This window comes from Rhodococcus sp. 06-1474-1B (assembly GCF_002258885.1).
Classification (GTDB): domain Bacteria; phylum Actinomycetota; class Actinomycetes; order Mycobacteriales; family Mycobacteriaceae; genus Rhodococcoides; species Rhodococcoides fascians.
This window is the reverse complement of record NZ_NOYR01000017.1, coordinates 1-16,829: the sequence shown is the minus strand read 5'-3', so window position 1 is coordinate 16,829 and position 16,829 is coordinate 1. Positions and strand designations below refer to the sequence as shown.

The following is a 16,829-nucleotide window of genomic DNA, read 5'->3' as shown; positions in this document are numbered from 1 at the left end:
TCCGACACCGGACTCACAGCCGCCCCAGCAGCTCCGACTTCTTTGCGAAGAACTCGTCGTCGGTCAGAAATCCCTTCGCATGCAGACCGGCGAGCGCCTCGATCGCAGCGGTGATGTCCGAGATGTCGACACCGGTGTGAGCAGGTGAACCCGACTGCGCAGACGCGAAGTTCTGTGCCGCCGGCTGCGGCTGCTGCGAGGAGGGCATGTTCTGCGGTGGCGCGTCGGCGGACCGTTGGTCGACGCGCGGCAGACTTGCCGCGGTGAACGTGCCGTACTGGCTGGTGAACTCCACCGAACCCGGACCCCCACCCTGCTGCTGTTGCACTCCGCCGATGGAGTGATCGAGGGTGTCGTACACCGCCAATTCCCCTCCCACGAGGACAGCGAGGCGACGAGATGCTGGAAACACCGCATACTGCGATCCGTTCTGGCCACCGCTCGAACTCGGCGAACCCAGATCCGACGGCCACCACGATCCCCCGCCGAAGGAAGTGCCGCCGAACGATCCCGTACCGGCATCTCTCGGCGGATAGACCTGATGCTGCGCCAACACCGCGGACAGATCGCGGCACAAACCGTCGACCCGACTCTTCAGGCCGTGATCGAACATGTTGCCCACCATCGTCATACCGCCGCGCATCCACTGCCCACTGCCGCCGAGCTCGGGAATGTTGAACTGCGCCATGGTGCCGCGGCCGTTGTTGACGGCGTCGAGCATGGTGCGGACGGCGTCGGTGGACACCCCGTAGCGGGAGGCGAGTTCGGTGACGGCGTTCTCGCCTGCGGGGGTCAAGGCCTGATTCATCTCGGGTGTGCCTTTCGTGGCGCGCGGGCGGGTCGAATCCGATCGCCAGGGTAGCTCGAGATTCGTTCGATCAGCAGCGTGAGAACCGAAAACGGTTGTCCCGCAATTACTCTGCTTGCATACGTGCGTCGCGGTCTGCCTTGGCGAGCGCGTCGAGCAGTGCGTCCATGTCACCGTCGAGCAGAGCGTCGAGGTTGTGCGCTTTGAATCCGATGCGGTGATCGGTGATGCGATTCTCGGGGTAGTTGTACGTCCTGATCCGCTCCGAGCGGTCGACGGTACGCACCTGGCTGGCCCGGCCGGCCGAGGCCTCTTCGTTGGCTACTTCCTCAGCGGCCGCCTGCAGACGCGCCGCGAGCACCTGCATCGCACGCGCCTTGTTCTGCAACTGCGATCGCTCGTTCTGACAGGTGACGACGATGCCGGTGGGCAAATGGGTGATGCGGACAGCGGAGTCGGTGGTGTTGACACCCTGACCGCCCTTGCCGGACGAGCGATAGACGTCGATGCGCAGATCGGTTTCGTCGATCTGCACTTCCTCGACCTCGTCGGGCTCCGGATACACCAGAATGCCGGCCGCGGAGGTATGCACGCGTCCCTGCGATTCGGTGACCGGCACCCGCTGCACGCGATGGACGCCACCCTCGAACTTCAGCCGCGCCCAGACGCCGTCGAGCGGATCCTTGGTCTTGATCGACAACGTCGCGTCCTTGTAGCCACCCAGGTCCGAGACGTTCGCGTCGAGAACCTCGACTCGCCAGCCGCGGCGTTCGGCGTAGCGCACGTACATCCGCGCCAGGTCGGCCGCGAAGAGCGCCGATTCCTCGCCGCCCTCACCCGACTTGACCTCCATCACGATGTCGTCGCCGTCGTGCGGGTCGCGTGGTGCCAGCAGATCGGTCAGCGTCTGTTCCAGGTGCAGAACCGTTGCCTCGAGCTCGGGAATCTCTGCGGCGAACGACGAATCGTCGGCGGCGAGTTCACGTGCGGCTTCGAGGTCGTCCTGAGCGGCGGTCAACTTGGTGTGCGCCGACATGATCGGTGCCAGCTCGGCGAACCTCTTGCCTGCCCTGCGCGCTGCGGACGGGTCGTTGTGCAGGGCGGGGTCGGCCAGTTGCTGCTCGAGGCCGGAGTGTTCGGCGAGGATGTCGTCGATGGCCGAAGGCTTGTCTGTTCTCGCCATGGTGACGACTCACTCTCCGAACGGGTGAAACCGGGTGTGGACACAAAAAAGCCGACGCCCGCCCTGTAGTTCACAGGACGGGCGTCGGCGAAACAGCTAGCTGTCTGCGTCGGCCTTCTTGCCGGCGCGCTTGCCGTAGCGAGCCTCGAAGCGAGCGACGCGGCCGCCGGTGTCGAGAATCTTCTGCTTGCCGGTGTAGAAGGGGTGGCACTGCGAGCAGACCTCGACGCTGATGCGCTCTTTGTCGGTGGTGCTTCGGGTCTCGAAAGTATTGCCGCAACCACAGACGACTGTCGTCAGTGTGTAGTCGGGGTGAATTCCTGCCTTCATGGTGTCCTTACCGTTCTTTGTAATGGTCGCCGGGTCGCCTTCGCTGATCGAAGACGTGAACCGGAACCGGACTCGGCCGTTGATTATGCCAGAGCGTGTATCTGCCCTGCTAATCGTCGGTACTTCTGTGCCGACAGATGCTTACAACGCGGGCACCTGCCCTCTTGTTCCCCGGACCCTCGGACCCGGGGAACACGGGATCAATCGTTGATGCCGCCGGGAGCTGTCTTCGACACTTCCATCAGGAATTCGAGGTTGTTCTTGCTCTTCTTCAGGCGATCGACCAGCAGGTCGATGGCCTGATGCGAGTCGAGACCGGACAACACGCGACGCAGCTTGTGCACCACGGCCGCCTCGTCCGGAGCGAGAAGAAGCTCGTCGTGACGGGTGCTGGACGGGTTGATGTCCACCGCCGGGAACACCCGGCGCTCGGCGATCTTGCGATCGAGCTTGAGCTCGGCGTTGCCGGTGCCCTTGAACTCCTCGAAGATCACGGTGTCGCCGGTGGATCCGGTCTCGACCATGGCCGTGGCGATGATCGTCAGCGATCCACCGTGCTCGATGTTTCGTGCCGCGCCGAGGAATCGCTTGGGCGGGTACAGCGCGGTCGAGTCGACACCACCGGAGAGGATGCGGCCCGAGGCAGGCGAACTGTTGTTGTACGCGCGGCCGAGTCGAGTGATCGAGTCGAGCAGGACAACCACGTCCTGGCCGGCCTCGACCAGGCGCTTGGCACGCTCGATCGCCAGCTCGGCGACCGCGGTGTGGTCGCCCGGCGGGCGGTCGAAGGTCGAAGCGATGACTTCGCCCTTGACCGAGCGCTGCATGTCGGTCACTTCCTCGGGACGCTCGTCGACGAGGATGACCATCAGGTAGCACTCGGGGTTGTTGATGGCGATCGCGTTGGCGATGGCCTGCAGAACGCTCGTCTTACCGGCCTTTGGGGGGCTGACGATCAACGCGCGCTGCCCCTTACCGATGGGCATCACCAGGTCGATGATGCGCGTGGTCAGGATGTTCTGCTGGGTCTCGAGGCGCAGCCGCTGGTTGGGGTACAGCGGGGTGAGCTTGCCGAACTCCGGACGCTTGCGCGCGGCCTCGACCTCTCCCCCGTTGACGGTATCCAGACGCACCAGCGGGTTGAACTTCTGACGCTGACCCGACTGCTCACCTTCACGCGCCACCCGAACGGCACCGGTGACGGCGTCGCCGCGGCGAAGGCCGTTCTTGCGCACCAGGTTCATCGACACGTAGACGTCGTTCGGTCCGGCCAGGTAACCCGAGGTCCGAACGAACGCGTAGTTGTCGAGAACGTCGAGAATGCCGGCTACCGGCTGGAGAACATCGTCCTCGCGGATCTCGGTGTCGCGCTCGCGACCGCCGCCGCCCTCGTTGCCCTCGCCGCGGTCGCGTCCACGACGACGCTCACGGAACCGTCGACCCCTGCGACCGCGGCCTTCGCCGTCGTCGTCCTGGTTGTTGTCACGGTTGTCGCGCGGGCCGTTGTTGCGGTCCTCGTTGCGATTGTCGTTTCGGTTGTCGTTGCGGTTGTCGTTGCGGCCGTCGCCTTGATTGCGATTGCGTCCGCCACGGTCGTTCTGATTGCGGTTGCCGTTCTCACGGTTGGAGTCGCGGTTCGAGTTGTCCCGGTCGCCCTGGTTGCGGCCCGCATTGTCGCGATTGCCGCCGTCCCGGTCCCCCTGGTTGCGGTCGCCCTGGTTGCGGTCGCCCTGGTTGCGGTCGCCCTGGTTGCGGTTGCCGTTGTCGGTGTCACGCGGTTCGCGCTCGGCACCGTCCTGGCGGTTGCGCTCGCCGCGGCTACGACGTGGGCGCTCCGCTGCGGCGTTCTCGCCGGAACCGTCCTGCTTGTCGGTGGTCTCCGCTGCAGCGGTCGACTCCGCGGTAGCGGGGGCCGATGCGGCCGTGTCGCCGCTGCCGTCCAGTGGCAACTGGTCGGGCGCACCTGCGCGGCGACCCGCGGCGCGGCGGCCCCGGGTGCGACGTCCGGCCTCGGGTGCTGCGTCCGACGTGTCGGCAGCCGTCGCAGGCTCGGGAGCAGTGTCGACTGCGGGTCGTTCGTCGGCAACCGGTGCCGACGCAGCAGCGCGTCGAGCCTTGGGAGCGTCGGCCTTCGGTGCATCGCTCTTCGGCGCATCGGACTTCGGCGCAGCGGACTTGGCCGGCGCGGTGCCCGATTGACGCTCGGTGATGGCCGCGATCAGATCGCCCTTGCGCATGCCGGAGATGCTCTTGATGCCGAGTTCGCCAGCGAGGCTGCGCAGCTCGGTGAGAACCATTCCGGACAGGCCGGCGCGACGGCGTGACGTTTCGGGCGCAGAGATGAGTTCCGTATCGGTCACGGAGGTCCTTTCCTTCCCTCGCTCGCTCGATGCGCAGCCGAGGGTTCGTTCCGCAGCTCGGCTTTCTGCCGAACTCGGATATTGCCGTTCATGTTCGACGCACTCCGCCGACGACACCATCGGTCCGAGACCGCAGCGAACTACGGGAAGGACCGAGCCAGGAGCGTCACATCACTCGGACGTTCTGAACTCCCCCGAATACAGTGACCTGATTGCCCTGACGAAACCGGCGTCTGAAGCGCACGATGTACGGACAGGGTTCACCATAGCGTCGTTGTCCTCGCTCGGCAAGAACCCTATTCGGTGTCGCTCATGCGACAGTGACTCCGTCGGCCACCTCGAGGTCGAGAACTCGCCATCCCTCGGCCAGCGCAGCGTCGCGCAGATCGGCCGGGAATTCTTCGGTGCACAGGGCCATGACGGTAGGGCCTGCTCCCGACACCACTGCGGCGATCGAGCGGGCGCGCAAAGTCGCGATCCACCGGGTGGTGTCGGGCAGCGCCTGTGCCCGCTGGCCCTGATGCAGTAGATCCTCGGTGGCAGCCATCAGCAGATCCGGACGCTCGGTCAATGCGACGACGGCGAGCGCACTGCGACTGACGTTGAAGGCGGCGTCGCGGTGCGGCACCAACTCCGGCAGCAATCCCCGTGTGTGCGAGGTCGAGGAGCGCTCGGACGGCACGAGCACGACGACCTTGATGCTGGGATGTACGTCCAGGCGCACGGCGGCGTACTTGCGTGCCGTCACACTGGCATTGGGCGGTTCGCTCCACGACACGACGGCACCGCCGAGGCAACTCGCCGACGCGTTGTCGGGGTGCCCCTCGAACTCGGACGACAACTGCACCAACTGACTGTCCGACAACGACAGCGCGGGGTCCACCTTCGACGCGAGTGCATTGGCCGCGGCGAGCCCGCCGACCACGGCCGAGGCCGAGGATCCGAGACCTCTCGAATGCGGAATGACGTTGCGGCAGTGGACATTCAATCCATCCGCCCATACTCCGGCCGCTTCCAGACCCCGTTCGATGGCCCGCACGACCAGGTGCGTCGGTCCCCACGGAACGTCCGCCGAACCCTCACCGTCGACGTGGATCGACAGGCCCGACGCCGTGGTCGTGACCTCGATCTCGTCGTACAACCCCAAAGCCATTCCGAGACTGTCGAATCCGGGGCCGATGTTGGCACTGGAGGCCGGCACCCGCGCGGTCACCGTGAGCCCGATGGGAAGCGTCTTCGTCATTGCCGGAGATTCCGTCAACTCAGGCCAGCTCGAGCGCAGCCGCAACAGCGACGGGATCGACCGAAATCGGTTCCACGACAGGCATTCCCGACAGTGCAGTGTCGGGATCCTTGAGACCGTTGCCGGTCACCGTGCAGACAACGGTCAGGCCCGGCTCCAGCCAGCCTTCCTTTCGAGCCGCCAACAGTCCGGCGACGCTGGCCGCGGAGGCCGGTTCGACGAACACGCCCTCGGTCTTCGCGATCAACCGGTACGCCTCGAGGATCTCCTCGTCGGTCGCGGCTCGGAAAGCTCCGTTCGATTCTTCCTTGGCATTGACGGCACCGTTCCAGGATGCGGGTGAACCGATCCGGATTGCGGTCGCGATCGTTTCCGGGTCCTTCACGGGCGCACCGTGAACCAGAGGAGCGGCACCCGCGGCCTGCACGCCGAGCATGCGCGGCTTGCGGGTGGTGAGGCCGTCGCGGAAGTACTCGGAGTACCCGCGCCAGTACGCGGTGATGTTGCCCGCGTTGCCGACCGGAAGAGCATGGATGTCGGGTGCATCGCCGAGGGCGTCGCAGATCTCGAACGCTGCGGTCTTCTGCCCCTCGATACGCACGGGGTTGACGGAGTTGACCAGACCGATCGTCGGGAACTCGGCCGTGGTCTTGCGCGCCAGTTCGAGGCAGTCGTCGAAGTTGCCCTGGACCTGAATGATCTTCGCTCCGTGCATGACTGCCTGAGCCAGCTTGCCCATCGCGATCTTGCCCTGCGGAACCAGTACGGCACAGGACATACCGGCCTTGGCCGCGTAGGCCGCAGCGGACGCCGAGGTGTTGCCGGTGGACGCGCACAGCACTGCTTCTTGCCCACGGGCGAGCGCGTCGGTGACGGCCATGGTCATGCCGCGGTCCTTGAACGAACCGGTGGGGTTGAGTCCCTCGACCTTCAGGTGCACTGTGCAGCCGGTCAATTCGGACAGGTGCCCGGCGGGCAGCAGCGGAGTGCCGCCCTCGCGCAGGGTGACGGTCTTCCAGTCGGGACCGATCGCCAGACGCGAGCGGTACGCCTCGATCAGACCGGGCCAGGGGGTGTGGACGCTCATACTGTGGTGCCTTCCAATCTGAGAACGCTGGCAACGTGGACGACCACGTCCAACTGCTCGAGGGATGCAACGGTGTCGGACAGTGCGGAATCGGCCGCGAGGTGCGTGACCACGACGAGCCTGGCCCCGTCACCCGCGCCGTGCTGGCGCACGGTGGAGATGCTGACGTCGCGCTTGGAGAATTCGGCGGCCACGGTAGCGAGAACGCCGGGCTTGTCGGCCACCTGCATGCTGACGTAGTACCGGGTGAGGATGTCACCCATCGGGGCCACCTTGAGCTTGGCGTACTTGGACTCGAGCGGGCCGCGGCCACCGTAGAACTTGTTGCGCGCGGCCATCACCAGGTCGCCGAGCACGGCGGACGCCGTCGGCGCACCGCCCGCACCCTGGCCGTAGAACATCAACCGGCCTGCGGCCTCGGCCTCGACGACGACGGCGTTGAATGCGCCGTTCACCGATGCCAATGGGTGATCGAGCGGAACGAGTGCCGGGTAGACCCGGGCCGAGATGCGCTCCTTGCCCTTGGGCGTGGTGATGCGCTCGCAGATCGCCAGCAACTTGATGGTGCAGTCCAGAGACTTCGCGGTCTCGAGGTCGTCTGCAGTGATCTTGCTGATGCCCTCGCGGTAGACGTCGCCGGCCGTGACCCGAGTGTGGAACGCGATCGAGGCGAGGATGGCCGCCTTGGACGCGGCGTCGTAGCCCTCGACGTCGGCGGTCGGATCGGCCTCGGCGTATCCCAAGCGCCCTGCCTCGGCGAGGGTTTCGGCGTAGTCCGCACCGGTCTCGTCCATGGCCGACAGGATGAAGTTGGTGGTGCCGTTGACGATGCCCGCGACCTTGTTCACGCGGTCGCCTGCCAACGACTGCATCAACGGCCGCACCACCGGAATGGCTCCGGCGACAGCTGCCTCGAAATACAGGTCGGCACGCGACTTCTCGGCCGCGTCGGCCAACTCTCCGGTGTATTCGGCGAGCAGGGCCTTGTTCGCAGTGATGACGGACTTGCCGTTCTCGAGCGCCGACAACACCAGCTTGCGTGGAATGTCGATACCGCCGAGCACCTCGACGACGATGTCCACGTCGTCGCGACCGACCAATTCGGCCGGGTCGTCGGTGAGCAGTTCGGCCGGTACTCCGCGATCGCCGTCGATCCGACGTACCGCGATTCCCCGAATCTCCAGTGGCGCACCAATCCTGGCCTCGAAGTCCGCTGCATTCTCGGTGAGGATCCGGACGACCTCGCTACCGACGTTTCCGAGTCCGAGTACGGCGACGCCTATCGGCTTCGATGTCATGGCTGAACCTCCAAGCTGAGCAGATCTTCGATGGTTTCCCGCCGCAGGATCAGACGCGAACGCCCGTCCTTGACCGCGACCACAGCGGGCCGCGTCAGCAGGTTGTAGCGGCTGGACATGGAGTAGCAGTAAGCGCCGGTGGCTGCGACGGCGAGCAGATCACCGGGCCCGACGTCGGCCGGCATCCACGTGTTCTTGATGACGATATCGCCACTCTCACAGTGCTTTCCGACCACGCGAGCCATCACGGCGTCGGCGTCGCTGGTACGCGAAACCAAGCGGCAGTCGTACTCGGCCTGATACAGCGACGTACGGATGTTGTCGCTCATACCGCCGTCGACGCTGATGTACCGCCTGCGAGTGGCGTTGTCGACGGTGACGTCCTTGACGGTGCCCACCTCGTAGAGCGTCACGGTGCCCGGACCGGCGATGGCCCGACCCGGCTCGACGGCAATGGTCGGAACCGGCAAACCGGCCGCGGCAGACTCCGTCTCGACGATGCTCGCCAGCTTGGCCGCCAATTGGTCGACGGGCGGCGGATCGTCACTCGGTACGTAGGAAATACCCATGCCGCCACCGAGATCGAGCGTCGAGATCTGCGAGGTCTTGTCCACGCCGAACTCGGCGACGATGTCGCGCAGCAACCCGATGACTTTGTGCGCAGCCAGCTCGAAACCGTCGACCTCGAAGATCTGCGAGCCGATGTGACTGTGCAGCCCCACGAGGCGAAGGTTGTCTGCGGCGAACACTCGTCGGACGGCTTCGATCGCCGAGCCGTCCGCGAGCGAGAAGCCGAACTTCTGATCCTCGTGCGCGGTCGCGATGAACTCGTGTGTGTGCGCTTCGACGCCGACGGTGATGCGAATCAGCACGTCCTGCACCACACCGGCCGAACCGGCCACGGCGTCGAGACGGTCGATCTCGATATTGGAGTCGAGAACGACGTGCTCGACTCCGGCACTCACTCCGGCCTCTAGCTCGGCAACGGATTTGTTGTTGCCGTGCATCGCAATTCGATCCGCCGGGAATCCGGCAGCCAGGGCGATGGCCAGCTCACCGCCCGAGCAGATGTCGAGCGAGAGACCCTCGTCGGCCACCCAACGAGCGATCTCTCCACACAGAAATGCCTTCGAGGCATAGTGAACTCGTTCGGGTGCCCCGAACGCAGCGGCCATCTCGCGGCAGCGTGCGCGGAAGTCGTCCTCGTCCACGACGAACAGTGGGGTGCCGTACTGCGCCGCGAGGTCGGTGACCGACACCCCAGCGAGCCGAACCGTGCCGTCGTCGCCGCGTGCCGCGTTGCGTGGCCACACCTGTTCGGGAAGCGTCGTCATGTCCGACGCGGCGCTCGGACGCTCGGACATCGACTGCTTGGCTGGGGCATCGGCGTGCTTGGGCCCTGCCGGATGTGCGCTCACATGCGCTCCGGTGCGCTGACACCGAGCAGTTCGAGGCCGTTGGCCAGAACCTGCCGGGTTGCGTTGCCCAATGCCAGTCGTGCGGTGTTCACAGGTCCGGGCTCCTCGTCTCCTTGGGGAAGTACTCGACACGCGCCGTAGAACCGGTGGTAGGCCCCCGCCAGTTCTTCGAGGTAGCGGGCGATCCGGTGTGGTTCGCGTAGTTCGGCGGCACTGGCGACCACGCGCGGGTACTCGCCGATCGTCCTGATCAACTCGCCCTCCTGCTCGTGCGTCAGCAGGCTCAGATCGGGATCTTCGGCCGAGATCCCCAGTTCGGCGGCATTACGCGCGAGCGATGCCAACCGGGCGTGGGCGTACTGGACGTAGTACACCGGATTCTCGTTACTCGCGCTGGCCCACAGGGCGAGGTCGATGTCGATGCTCGAGTCGACGGACGACCGGATCATGACGTAGCGCGACGCGTCGACGCCGATGGCTTCGACCAGATCGTCGAGCGTGATGACGGTGCCAGCCCGCTTGCTCATCTTCACCGCGACGCCGTCTCGAACGAGGTTGACCATCTGCCCGATCAGAACCTCGACGGTCTCGGGGTCGTCGCCGAATGCAGCGGCGGCGGCCTTGAGTCGACCGATGTAGCCGTGGTGGTCTGCTCCGAGCATGTAGATGCACAGGTCGAAACCGCGCTGCCGCTTGTTCTGGAAGTACGCGATGTCGCCTGCGATGTAGGCAGCATTACCGTCGCTCTTGATGACGACGCGATCCTTGTCGTCGCCGTACTCGGTGGACCGAAGCCACCACGCACCGTCTTCCTCGTACAGGCTTCCCGAGCTCTTGAGGTAGTCGACCGACACCTCGACGGCACCGGACTCGAAGAGTGAGTTCTCGTGGAAGTAGACGTCGAAATCGACACCGAATTCGTGCAGGTTCGCCTTGATGCGGTCGAACATCAGCTGGGTACCGATCGACCGGAAGGTCTCGTCCTGCGCCTCGGGTGCCAGCGCCAGCGCTTCGGGCTCCTTCGCCAGCACCTGCTGTGCGATCTCGGCGATGTACTCGCCCGCATAGCCGTTCTCCGGCGCAGGCTCCCCCTTTGCCGCGGCGATGAGCGACCGGCTGAAGCGATCGATCTGAGCGCCGTGATCGTTGAAGTAGTACTCGCGAGTGACCTCGGCTCCGTGCGCGGTCAGGATGCGTCCGAGGGCATCACCGACCGCAGCCCATCGGGTTCCGCCGAGGTGCACCGGTCCGGTGGGATTGGCCGAGACGAACTCGAGGTTGACCTTCTTGCCTGCCATCGAAGATCCGTTGCCGAACTCGGCACCGGCGGCCAGCACGCGGGCAACGATCTCGCCCTGCGCTGCGGCAGCCAGCCTGATGTTCAGAAAGCCGGGGCCTGCGACGTCGGCACTGGCGATCGCGGCGTCGGCCGCAAGTGCGTCGGCGAGCCAGCCGGCGAAATCACGGGGATTGGCTCCGGCCTTCTTCGCCACCTGCAGCGCCACGTTGGTGGCGTAGTCACCGTGCTCGGGATTGCGGGGACGCTCGACCGTGAGCTTCGCAGGGAGAACGGATGCGTCCAGGCCGCGGTCGGCAAGCACCTTGGCGGCGGTCGCGTGAAGCAATTCGGCAAGATCGGCGGGAGTCACAGGTAGCCATCCTATTGGCTGGTGTGCGGCATACTCGCATCCACTGCCCGTCCGAGCGCGGGGCCACCTGGCCGATGCGGTCCACACGGGCTCTGAGCACGCTCTCAGACAGAGAACGTACAGTAAGGGCGCTCTGCGTGGACGACCGTCGAGCACGGCCGTCACCAGCAGATACGTACCACCAGCGCCACCGACCACCCACTTTTCCTCGACTGAGAGAGCAACCACAGCGATGCCAACGGGTCCCGACAAAGGCAGTCAGAACAAGTCGGCTGCGAAGGCAGACAAAGCCATCAATGCAGCCAACAAGAAGTCAGCTCGCAAGAAGCAGGGCGGCGTGCCCGCCGCCAAGGGCAGACAGATTCCCTGGCTGACGGTTGCCGGTGTCGTTGTGGTCGTCGGACTCGTCGTGGGCCTCGGGGTCAACCTCTACCCCAAGTACCAGGACCGCGCCGAGGCGCAGAAATTCGCGCCCAGCGAGAGCAATCAGGATCCGTCGACGGGAATCGACGGCGTCACCATCAAGGAATACCCGGCAGCCCTGCACGTCGGGCGCGCGCAACGCGTCGCCTACGACCAGACGCCGCCGTTCGGCGGACCGCACGATGCGGTGTGGGCCACTTGCACCGGCATCGTCTACCCCGAGGCCATCCGCACCGAGAACGCTGTGCACTCCCTCGAACACGGAGCGGTCTGGGTGACGTACAACCCCGACGACCTCAACGAAGACCAGATTCAGTCCCTCGCCGACCGCGTCGACGGGGAAACGCAGATGATGATGTCGCCCTACCCGGGCCTCGACACCCCCGTCTCGCTGCAGTCCTGGGGTCACCAGCTCAAGCTCGACAGCGTCGACGACGAGCGCATCGGTCAGTTCATCTCGGCTCTGCGCCTCAACCGATTCGCCTACCCGGAGGTCGGTGCCAGCTGCGCATCCGTGCCCGGAGTCGGTGACAACGCATTCGATCCCGACAACCCGCCGCTGTTCGACGCCTCGGCCCCGGGTGCGGACGCCGTTCCGATGGACGGCGCCGGCATCACTCCCGACGCCAGCGAGACCAGCGGCGCAGGCGGAATGCCGAGCGGCCTGCCCGGCGGAGCACAGCTGCCCGGCGGAGCACAGCTGCCCAGCGATCTCCAGGTGCCCGCGAGCTGATGACCGAATCGACAGTCGACTCGGTCAACGGCGTCCCCGAGACCAAGCGGAGCCAGCGCACTGCGCTGGTCGCTTTGGCCGTGATCGCCGTACTAGCGATCGGATTTGCGCTGGGCTTCCTGGCGCAGAATCCGTTCCGCAACGGTGACAACTCACCCGCGGCAGATTCGGTCGACGTCGGATTTGCCCAGGACATGACGGTGCACCACAACCAGGCCATCGAAATGGCCGCGGTGGCGTTGACCAACGCGCCCGATCAGGCCGTCAAGAGCCTGGCGTTCGACATGCTCACCTCGCAACAGAATCAGGTGGGCCAGATGCAGGGTTGGCTCGCGTTGTGGGACCGCGCGCCGATCTCGACCGACGGCTACATGACCTGGATGACGGCAGACGACTCTCACGGCCATTCGATGGGCGGCATGTCGATGGAACCGGGATCCTCCGATCCCACCAGGGCCATGCCCGGCATGGCCAGCTCCGCGGAGCTCGCCGCACTACGCCAAGCGACCGGAACCGACGTCGACGTCATGTTCTTGCAGCTGATGCTGCGTCACCACGAGGGCGGTCTGGCGATGATGGAATACGCCCAGACGCACGCGCAGTCTCCTGCGGTGATCAACCTGGCGAAGTCCATGGTGGCGACTCAGACGAGTGAGTCGACTCTGATGAAGCAGATGCTCGCGGCGAAGGGGGCGCAGCCGCTGCCCGAGGGGTGATTTCGACTCCCGTCGCACATGCGCTAGTCTTTCGTACAGCCCAACAGGCACGCCGGCCGAAGCCGGTGCGCCCCCGTAGCTCAGGGGATAGAGCGTTCGCCTCCGGAGCGAAAGGCCGCAGGTTCGAATCCTGCCGGGGGCACACATCTTTCACGCACGTCACTTCCCTGAAGCGACTGCTCGAACGAGACGGACTGTTCACATGTCCGAGGATCTCCCCGATATCGACACCGTCATCGACGACCTGTATTCGCTGGCACCCGCCGACTTCGTGTCGCACCGATCGGCGTACGTGACCCGATTCAAGAAGGCCGGAGACAAGTCCGGTGCCACTCGTATCGGCGGACTCCGTAAACCCACTGTCGTGGCCTGGTTGGTGAACACACTCGCTCGTCAGGACGAATCCGCGGTAGCCGAGTTGTTCGACCTCGGTGCCGAACTCGAACGGGCTCAGCAACGCGGCGACGGTCATCGACTGCGTGAGTTGTCCACCGCTCGAAGCGCTTCGATACGCGCGCTCACCGATCGAGCCGTCGCATTGGGTCGCGAACGTGGCGTGACCGTCGGCGACAACGCGGCGCGCGAGGTTTCCAACACCCTCAATGCCGCAATGGCCGATCCGGAGATCCGCGACCGGGTTCGTGCGGGCCGAACGGTGGTGGCCGAGACATACAGCGGCTTCGGCCCCGCGCTGCTCTCACTCGTTCCGGATCCTCCTGAGACCGAGACCGAGACCGAGACCGAGGACGACGGCGAACCGGACATTGCCGATGACGCGCCCGAGTCCGCAGCGGAATCCGATGCCGAGAACGAAGCCGAGCGGCTGCGCCAGGCCGAACACGATCGCCTGGTTGCCGAACTCGACTCTGCCGAAACCGCATTCGATGCCTCACGCGATGCGGCCGACGCTGCCGACCAGGGCACAGAGCGCGCTGCGTCCGAACGACGCAGCGCGACAGCAGAAGTCGAGAGACTCGAAGCCGAGCTGGAGGCCGCGAGAGCCAGAGCGAAGGCTGCGCGGGCCGCGGAGAGAGCACGCGTCGAGCAGGCAGAGTCGACGGCGGAGGCGCTCGAGGCGGCGCGGGCAAGCGTGGCCGAAGCCCGGTCGGCCCTCGACGAACCGAGCTGACCTACCCTGGCGGTATGACCACGCGCTGGCAAGCCGAGAACTCCGCCGACGACTCCGCCCGGTACATCGAGAGATTCGATCGTCTGGCCGAACGCGGCGTGGATCTGCACGGTGAGGCCCGCATGGTCGACGCGGTGGTCTCCCCCGCGTCGGACATTCTCGACGCCGGCTGCGGTACGGGCAGACTCGGTGCCGAACTGGCGCGACGTGGCCACCACGTCACCGCCGTGGATCTCGATCCGATTCTGGTCGAGAAGGCGCGTAGTCACCCCGAACTCGACGTGCATCTCGCGGATCTGACCACGCTCGAGTTGAATCGCACGTTCGACGCGGTTGTCGCGGCCGGCAACGTGTTGGTTTTTCTGGAGCCCGGCACCGAACGCACTGCGCTGGAACGCATCTGGGCACATCTGAACGACGGCGGAGTGTTCGTCACCGGCTTCGCCACCGACCGGGCATACACAGCCGACGAACTCCACGAGGATCTCACTGCCGTCGGATTTTTCGTCGAACATCGATTCTCCACCTGGGACCTGCGGCCCTGGCGCGCCGACGCGGACTGGGCCGTCACCTTAGCACGAAAGCCTGCTCTGCTCGCTTGAGACGAAACGAGACCGGCCGTTGCCGGCCGGTCTCGATGATGGAGCGAGCGGCGCGATTCGAACCCGTGTTAACGGCTTTGCAGGCCAGGGGCCTGTCAATGGCGTGGGCGCGTGTTGGCGTGGCAATTGGTACCTCCGCCGTACCTCCGAAGCTTCTAGCCGGTGCGTGAGATGATGTTGTCGCAAAGTTCCGCGAACTGCCGCTCACTACCTCTCGCGCGGTTAATTTGGCTGCCCCTAATAACTTCGTCGGCTTGCAGCTCAAAAATAGCCTGTCGAAGGGTTTGCGCATGAGGTACGAGACTGTGAAAGTTCTTCAACTCTCCCAGGAACGGCCCATCGGAGAGAGCCGGGTCGGCCAGCGTTGCGCCGTTGCCGTCATCAATCCCAGCCAGAGGCCGGAGTAGACCATCCGATATAGCCTGGGGCATTTTGTCTATCCATTTGCCGAAGGCCTGAGTGGCTTCACCCCGGTAGATGTTGAACTGTTGCGAAACGTATCCGAGGACCTTTGGCTTCCCCGAGGGGATGTCGAAGCCCAGCTTGGGCGCTACCGTTAAAGCGGTCTGCCACTGCCCAATCCAAGTCTCCAGGCTTCCACCTACGCTTGGTAGTGCTCGAAGGGAGAACAAGTCCGATGCCATCGGGACTATCAGGAAGTCGCTGCCCAGCAGCACTGCTCGATTCAAAGCACCCACGTTGGGCCCAAGGTCGATAAACGCGTAGTCCGCCTCCACGAACTCCCCAAGCTGTTCGATCATTCGGTATGGCGCACTGGTCACACGGAACCCGCGCTCGTTACCCGCCAGCGACTCTGTCCAGGCGCTCGGCATAATCCCTTCGAACTCTGAAAGCCTGAGGTCACCCGCTGCTAGCCACACTCGATCTTGACGAACTTCGATCGCCTCAGGTGCCTCAACATCTCCTGAACCGCTGACCAGGGGCGCGAAGGCGTGAGCAACCGTCAGCGCATCCGCAGCGGGGTCGTATAGCCGCTCCAGCTCGCTGTCGGGGACGCTAATGGCCGTCAAGTTTGCCTGCGCATCCAAATCGACCATCAGCACTCGCTTACCTTTGCGCGCCATCTCGATTGCCGTGTTGAACAGCATTGTGGTCTTACCAACGCCACCCTTGTGATTGAAGAACGCGATCGTTTTCATGCGCACAATCGTGACAGACTCGCTGAGGTAACAATAGTTCCTGGTGCCCAGCCTGCGAGTCGCAAGCTCTCACCTGCGGAACAGTCTTCCCTTCAGCACAACTGCTCCTCCTGCGATACTTTCGCTATGGACGTCGTAGTGCTGATTCTGTACACCGTTGCGTTTTCTTTTCAGCTGTCTGGTGCGTTCCTAGTGGTCTTAGACGTACGCCAAGCTCAGACGAACCTTGACCAATTCAAAGTCCGACTGGACGAAGCCGCAGCCGCGAAGGAGAACCACCTGAGACAAATCGCTGCGCATAGCGGGCGGAGCTACCCAGGTTTTGGAGGTGGCCGGATCCGAGGTCCAGTAATTCCCGAGGCGAGTAGGGATCAGATTGCGGACCAGCTTGGACCAAGCGGCCTCATGGAACGCAGGGCGCTGACCGAGTTCGTCCAAGCCCAGTACGTCGTCAGCAAGAAGCGGCGATGGCTTGGGGTGTCACTACTATTCATTGGTGTTGTCGCGGGGTATGTAGCGAGCATCCTCTCGGTGCTCTAGCTGTAATGAGCAGGGACGTTGTGGACGGCGTGGCAGCGACAGGTAGGTGAAGACCTCCGGTATCGGTGTGGTTACCACAACTGCACCGACAACCGAGAGGTCCTCGTGTCACACGCTAATGCCTTGCTCACCCCGAAGGGGCGATTGAAA

The 16,829-nt window shown here is 64.8% G+C and carries 14 protein-coding genes and 1 tRNA gene; 5 read left to right on the top strand and 10 right to left on the bottom strand.

The window, feature by feature from the left end:
- Window positions 1-13 precede the first annotated feature (13 nt).
- From CH266_RS04955 to argS, 9 genes are all read right to left on the bottom strand, one after another.
- On the bottom strand, window positions 14-808 hold the full coding sequence (locus tag CH266_RS04955; protein WP_032383723.1) for an SHOCT domain-containing protein: 795 nt from the start codon (window positions 806-808) through the stop codon (window positions 14-16).
- 106 nt (window positions 809-914) lie between these two features.
- Window positions 915-1,991 (bottom strand): peptide chain release factor 1, encoded by a 1,077-nt coding sequence (gene prfA / locus CH266_RS04950; protein WP_094714875.1) that lies wholly within the window; start codon window positions 1,989-1,991, stop codon window positions 915-917.
- Window positions 1,992-2,087: 96 nt separating this feature from the next.
- Entirely contained in the window at window positions 2,088-2,321 is a 234-nt protein-coding gene (gene rpmE / locus CH266_RS04945) for a 50S ribosomal protein L31 (protein ID WP_008715081.1), read from the bottom strand.
- Between the two features lie 200 nt (window positions 2,322-2,521).
- Window positions 2,522-4,681, bottom strand: a complete 2,160-nt coding sequence (gene rho / locus CH266_RS04940; RefSeq protein WP_255175848.1) for a transcription termination factor Rho — start codon at window positions 4,679-4,681, stop codon at window positions 2,522-2,524.
- A 310-nt stretch (window positions 4,682-4,991) separates the two neighbouring features.
- Window positions 4,992-5,924 carry a homoserine kinase gene (gene thrB / locus CH266_RS04935; protein ID WP_032365577.1) on the bottom strand — a complete coding sequence of 311 codons (933 nt, stop codon included), beginning with the start codon at window positions 5,922-5,924 and terminating at the stop codon, window positions 4,992-4,994.
- Between the two features lie 19 nt (window positions 5,925-5,943).
- Window positions 5,944-7,011: a threonine synthase gene (thrC, locus tag CH266_RS04930; protein WP_027497914.1), complete on the bottom strand. Its 1,068-nt coding sequence runs from the start codon at window positions 7,009-7,011 to the stop codon at window positions 5,944-5,946.
- A complete protein-coding gene (locus CH266_RS04925) occupies window positions 7,008-8,309 on the bottom strand; it encodes a homoserine dehydrogenase (RefSeq protein WP_032368776.1) in 1,302 nt (433 codons plus the stop codon). Before CH266_RS04925 ends, thrC begins: the two co-directional genes overlap by 4 nt.
- Window positions 8,306-9,727 (bottom strand): diaminopimelate decarboxylase, encoded by a 1,422-nt coding sequence (gene lysA, locus CH266_RS04920; RefSeq protein ID WP_027497916.1) that lies wholly within the window; start codon window positions 9,725-9,727, stop codon window positions 8,306-8,308. Before lysA ends, CH266_RS04925 begins: the two co-directional genes overlap by 4 nt.
- Window positions 9,724-11,376, bottom strand: a complete 1,653-nt coding sequence (argS, locus tag CH266_RS04915) for an arginine--tRNA ligase (protein ID WP_094714873.1) — start codon at window positions 11,374-11,376, stop codon at window positions 9,724-9,726. The genes lysA and argS overlap by 4 nt, the downstream gene beginning before the upstream one ends.
- 232 nt (window positions 11,377-11,608) lie before the next feature.
- Here argS and CH266_RS04910 point away from each other — a divergent pair, with 232 nt between their 5' ends.
- From CH266_RS04910 to CH266_RS04890, 5 genes are all read left to right on the top strand, one after another.
- The gene (locus CH266_RS04910) at window positions 11,609-12,532 is read left to right on the top strand and encodes a DUF3105 domain-containing protein (protein WP_094714872.1); all 924 of its coding nucleotides are present in this window, start codon (window positions 11,609-11,611) and stop codon (window positions 12,530-12,532) included.
- The gene (locus CH266_RS04905) at window positions 12,532-13,248 is read left to right on the top strand and encodes a DUF305 domain-containing protein (protein WP_032389965.1); all 717 of its coding nucleotides are present in this window, start codon (window positions 12,532-12,534) and stop codon (window positions 13,246-13,248) included. The genes CH266_RS04910 and CH266_RS04905 overlap by 1 nt, the downstream gene beginning before the upstream one ends.
- Before the next feature lie 69 nt (window positions 13,249-13,317).
- Window positions 13,318-13,390 (top strand) — tRNA-Arg (locus tag CH266_RS04900).
- A gap of 60 nt (window positions 13,391-13,450) precedes the next feature.
- On the top strand, window positions 13,451-14,377 hold the full coding sequence (locus CH266_RS04895) for a hypothetical protein (protein WP_094714871.1): 927 nt from the start codon (window positions 13,451-13,453) through the stop codon (window positions 14,375-14,377).
- Window positions 14,378-14,391: 14 nt separating this feature from the next.
- The gene (locus CH266_RS04890) at window positions 14,392-14,979 is read left to right on the top strand and encodes a class I SAM-dependent DNA methyltransferase (RefSeq protein ID WP_094714870.1); all 588 of its coding nucleotides are present in this window, start codon (window positions 14,392-14,394) and stop codon (window positions 14,977-14,979) included.
- Window positions 14,980-15,134: 155 nt separating this feature from the next.
- Here CH266_RS04890 and CH266_RS04885 read toward each other — a convergent pair whose 3' ends face one another.
- A complete protein-coding gene (locus CH266_RS04885) occupies window positions 15,135-16,139 on the bottom strand; it encodes a ParA family protein (RefSeq protein ID WP_094714869.1) in 1,005 nt (334 codons plus the stop codon).
- Window positions 16,140-16,829: the final 690 nt, after the last annotated feature.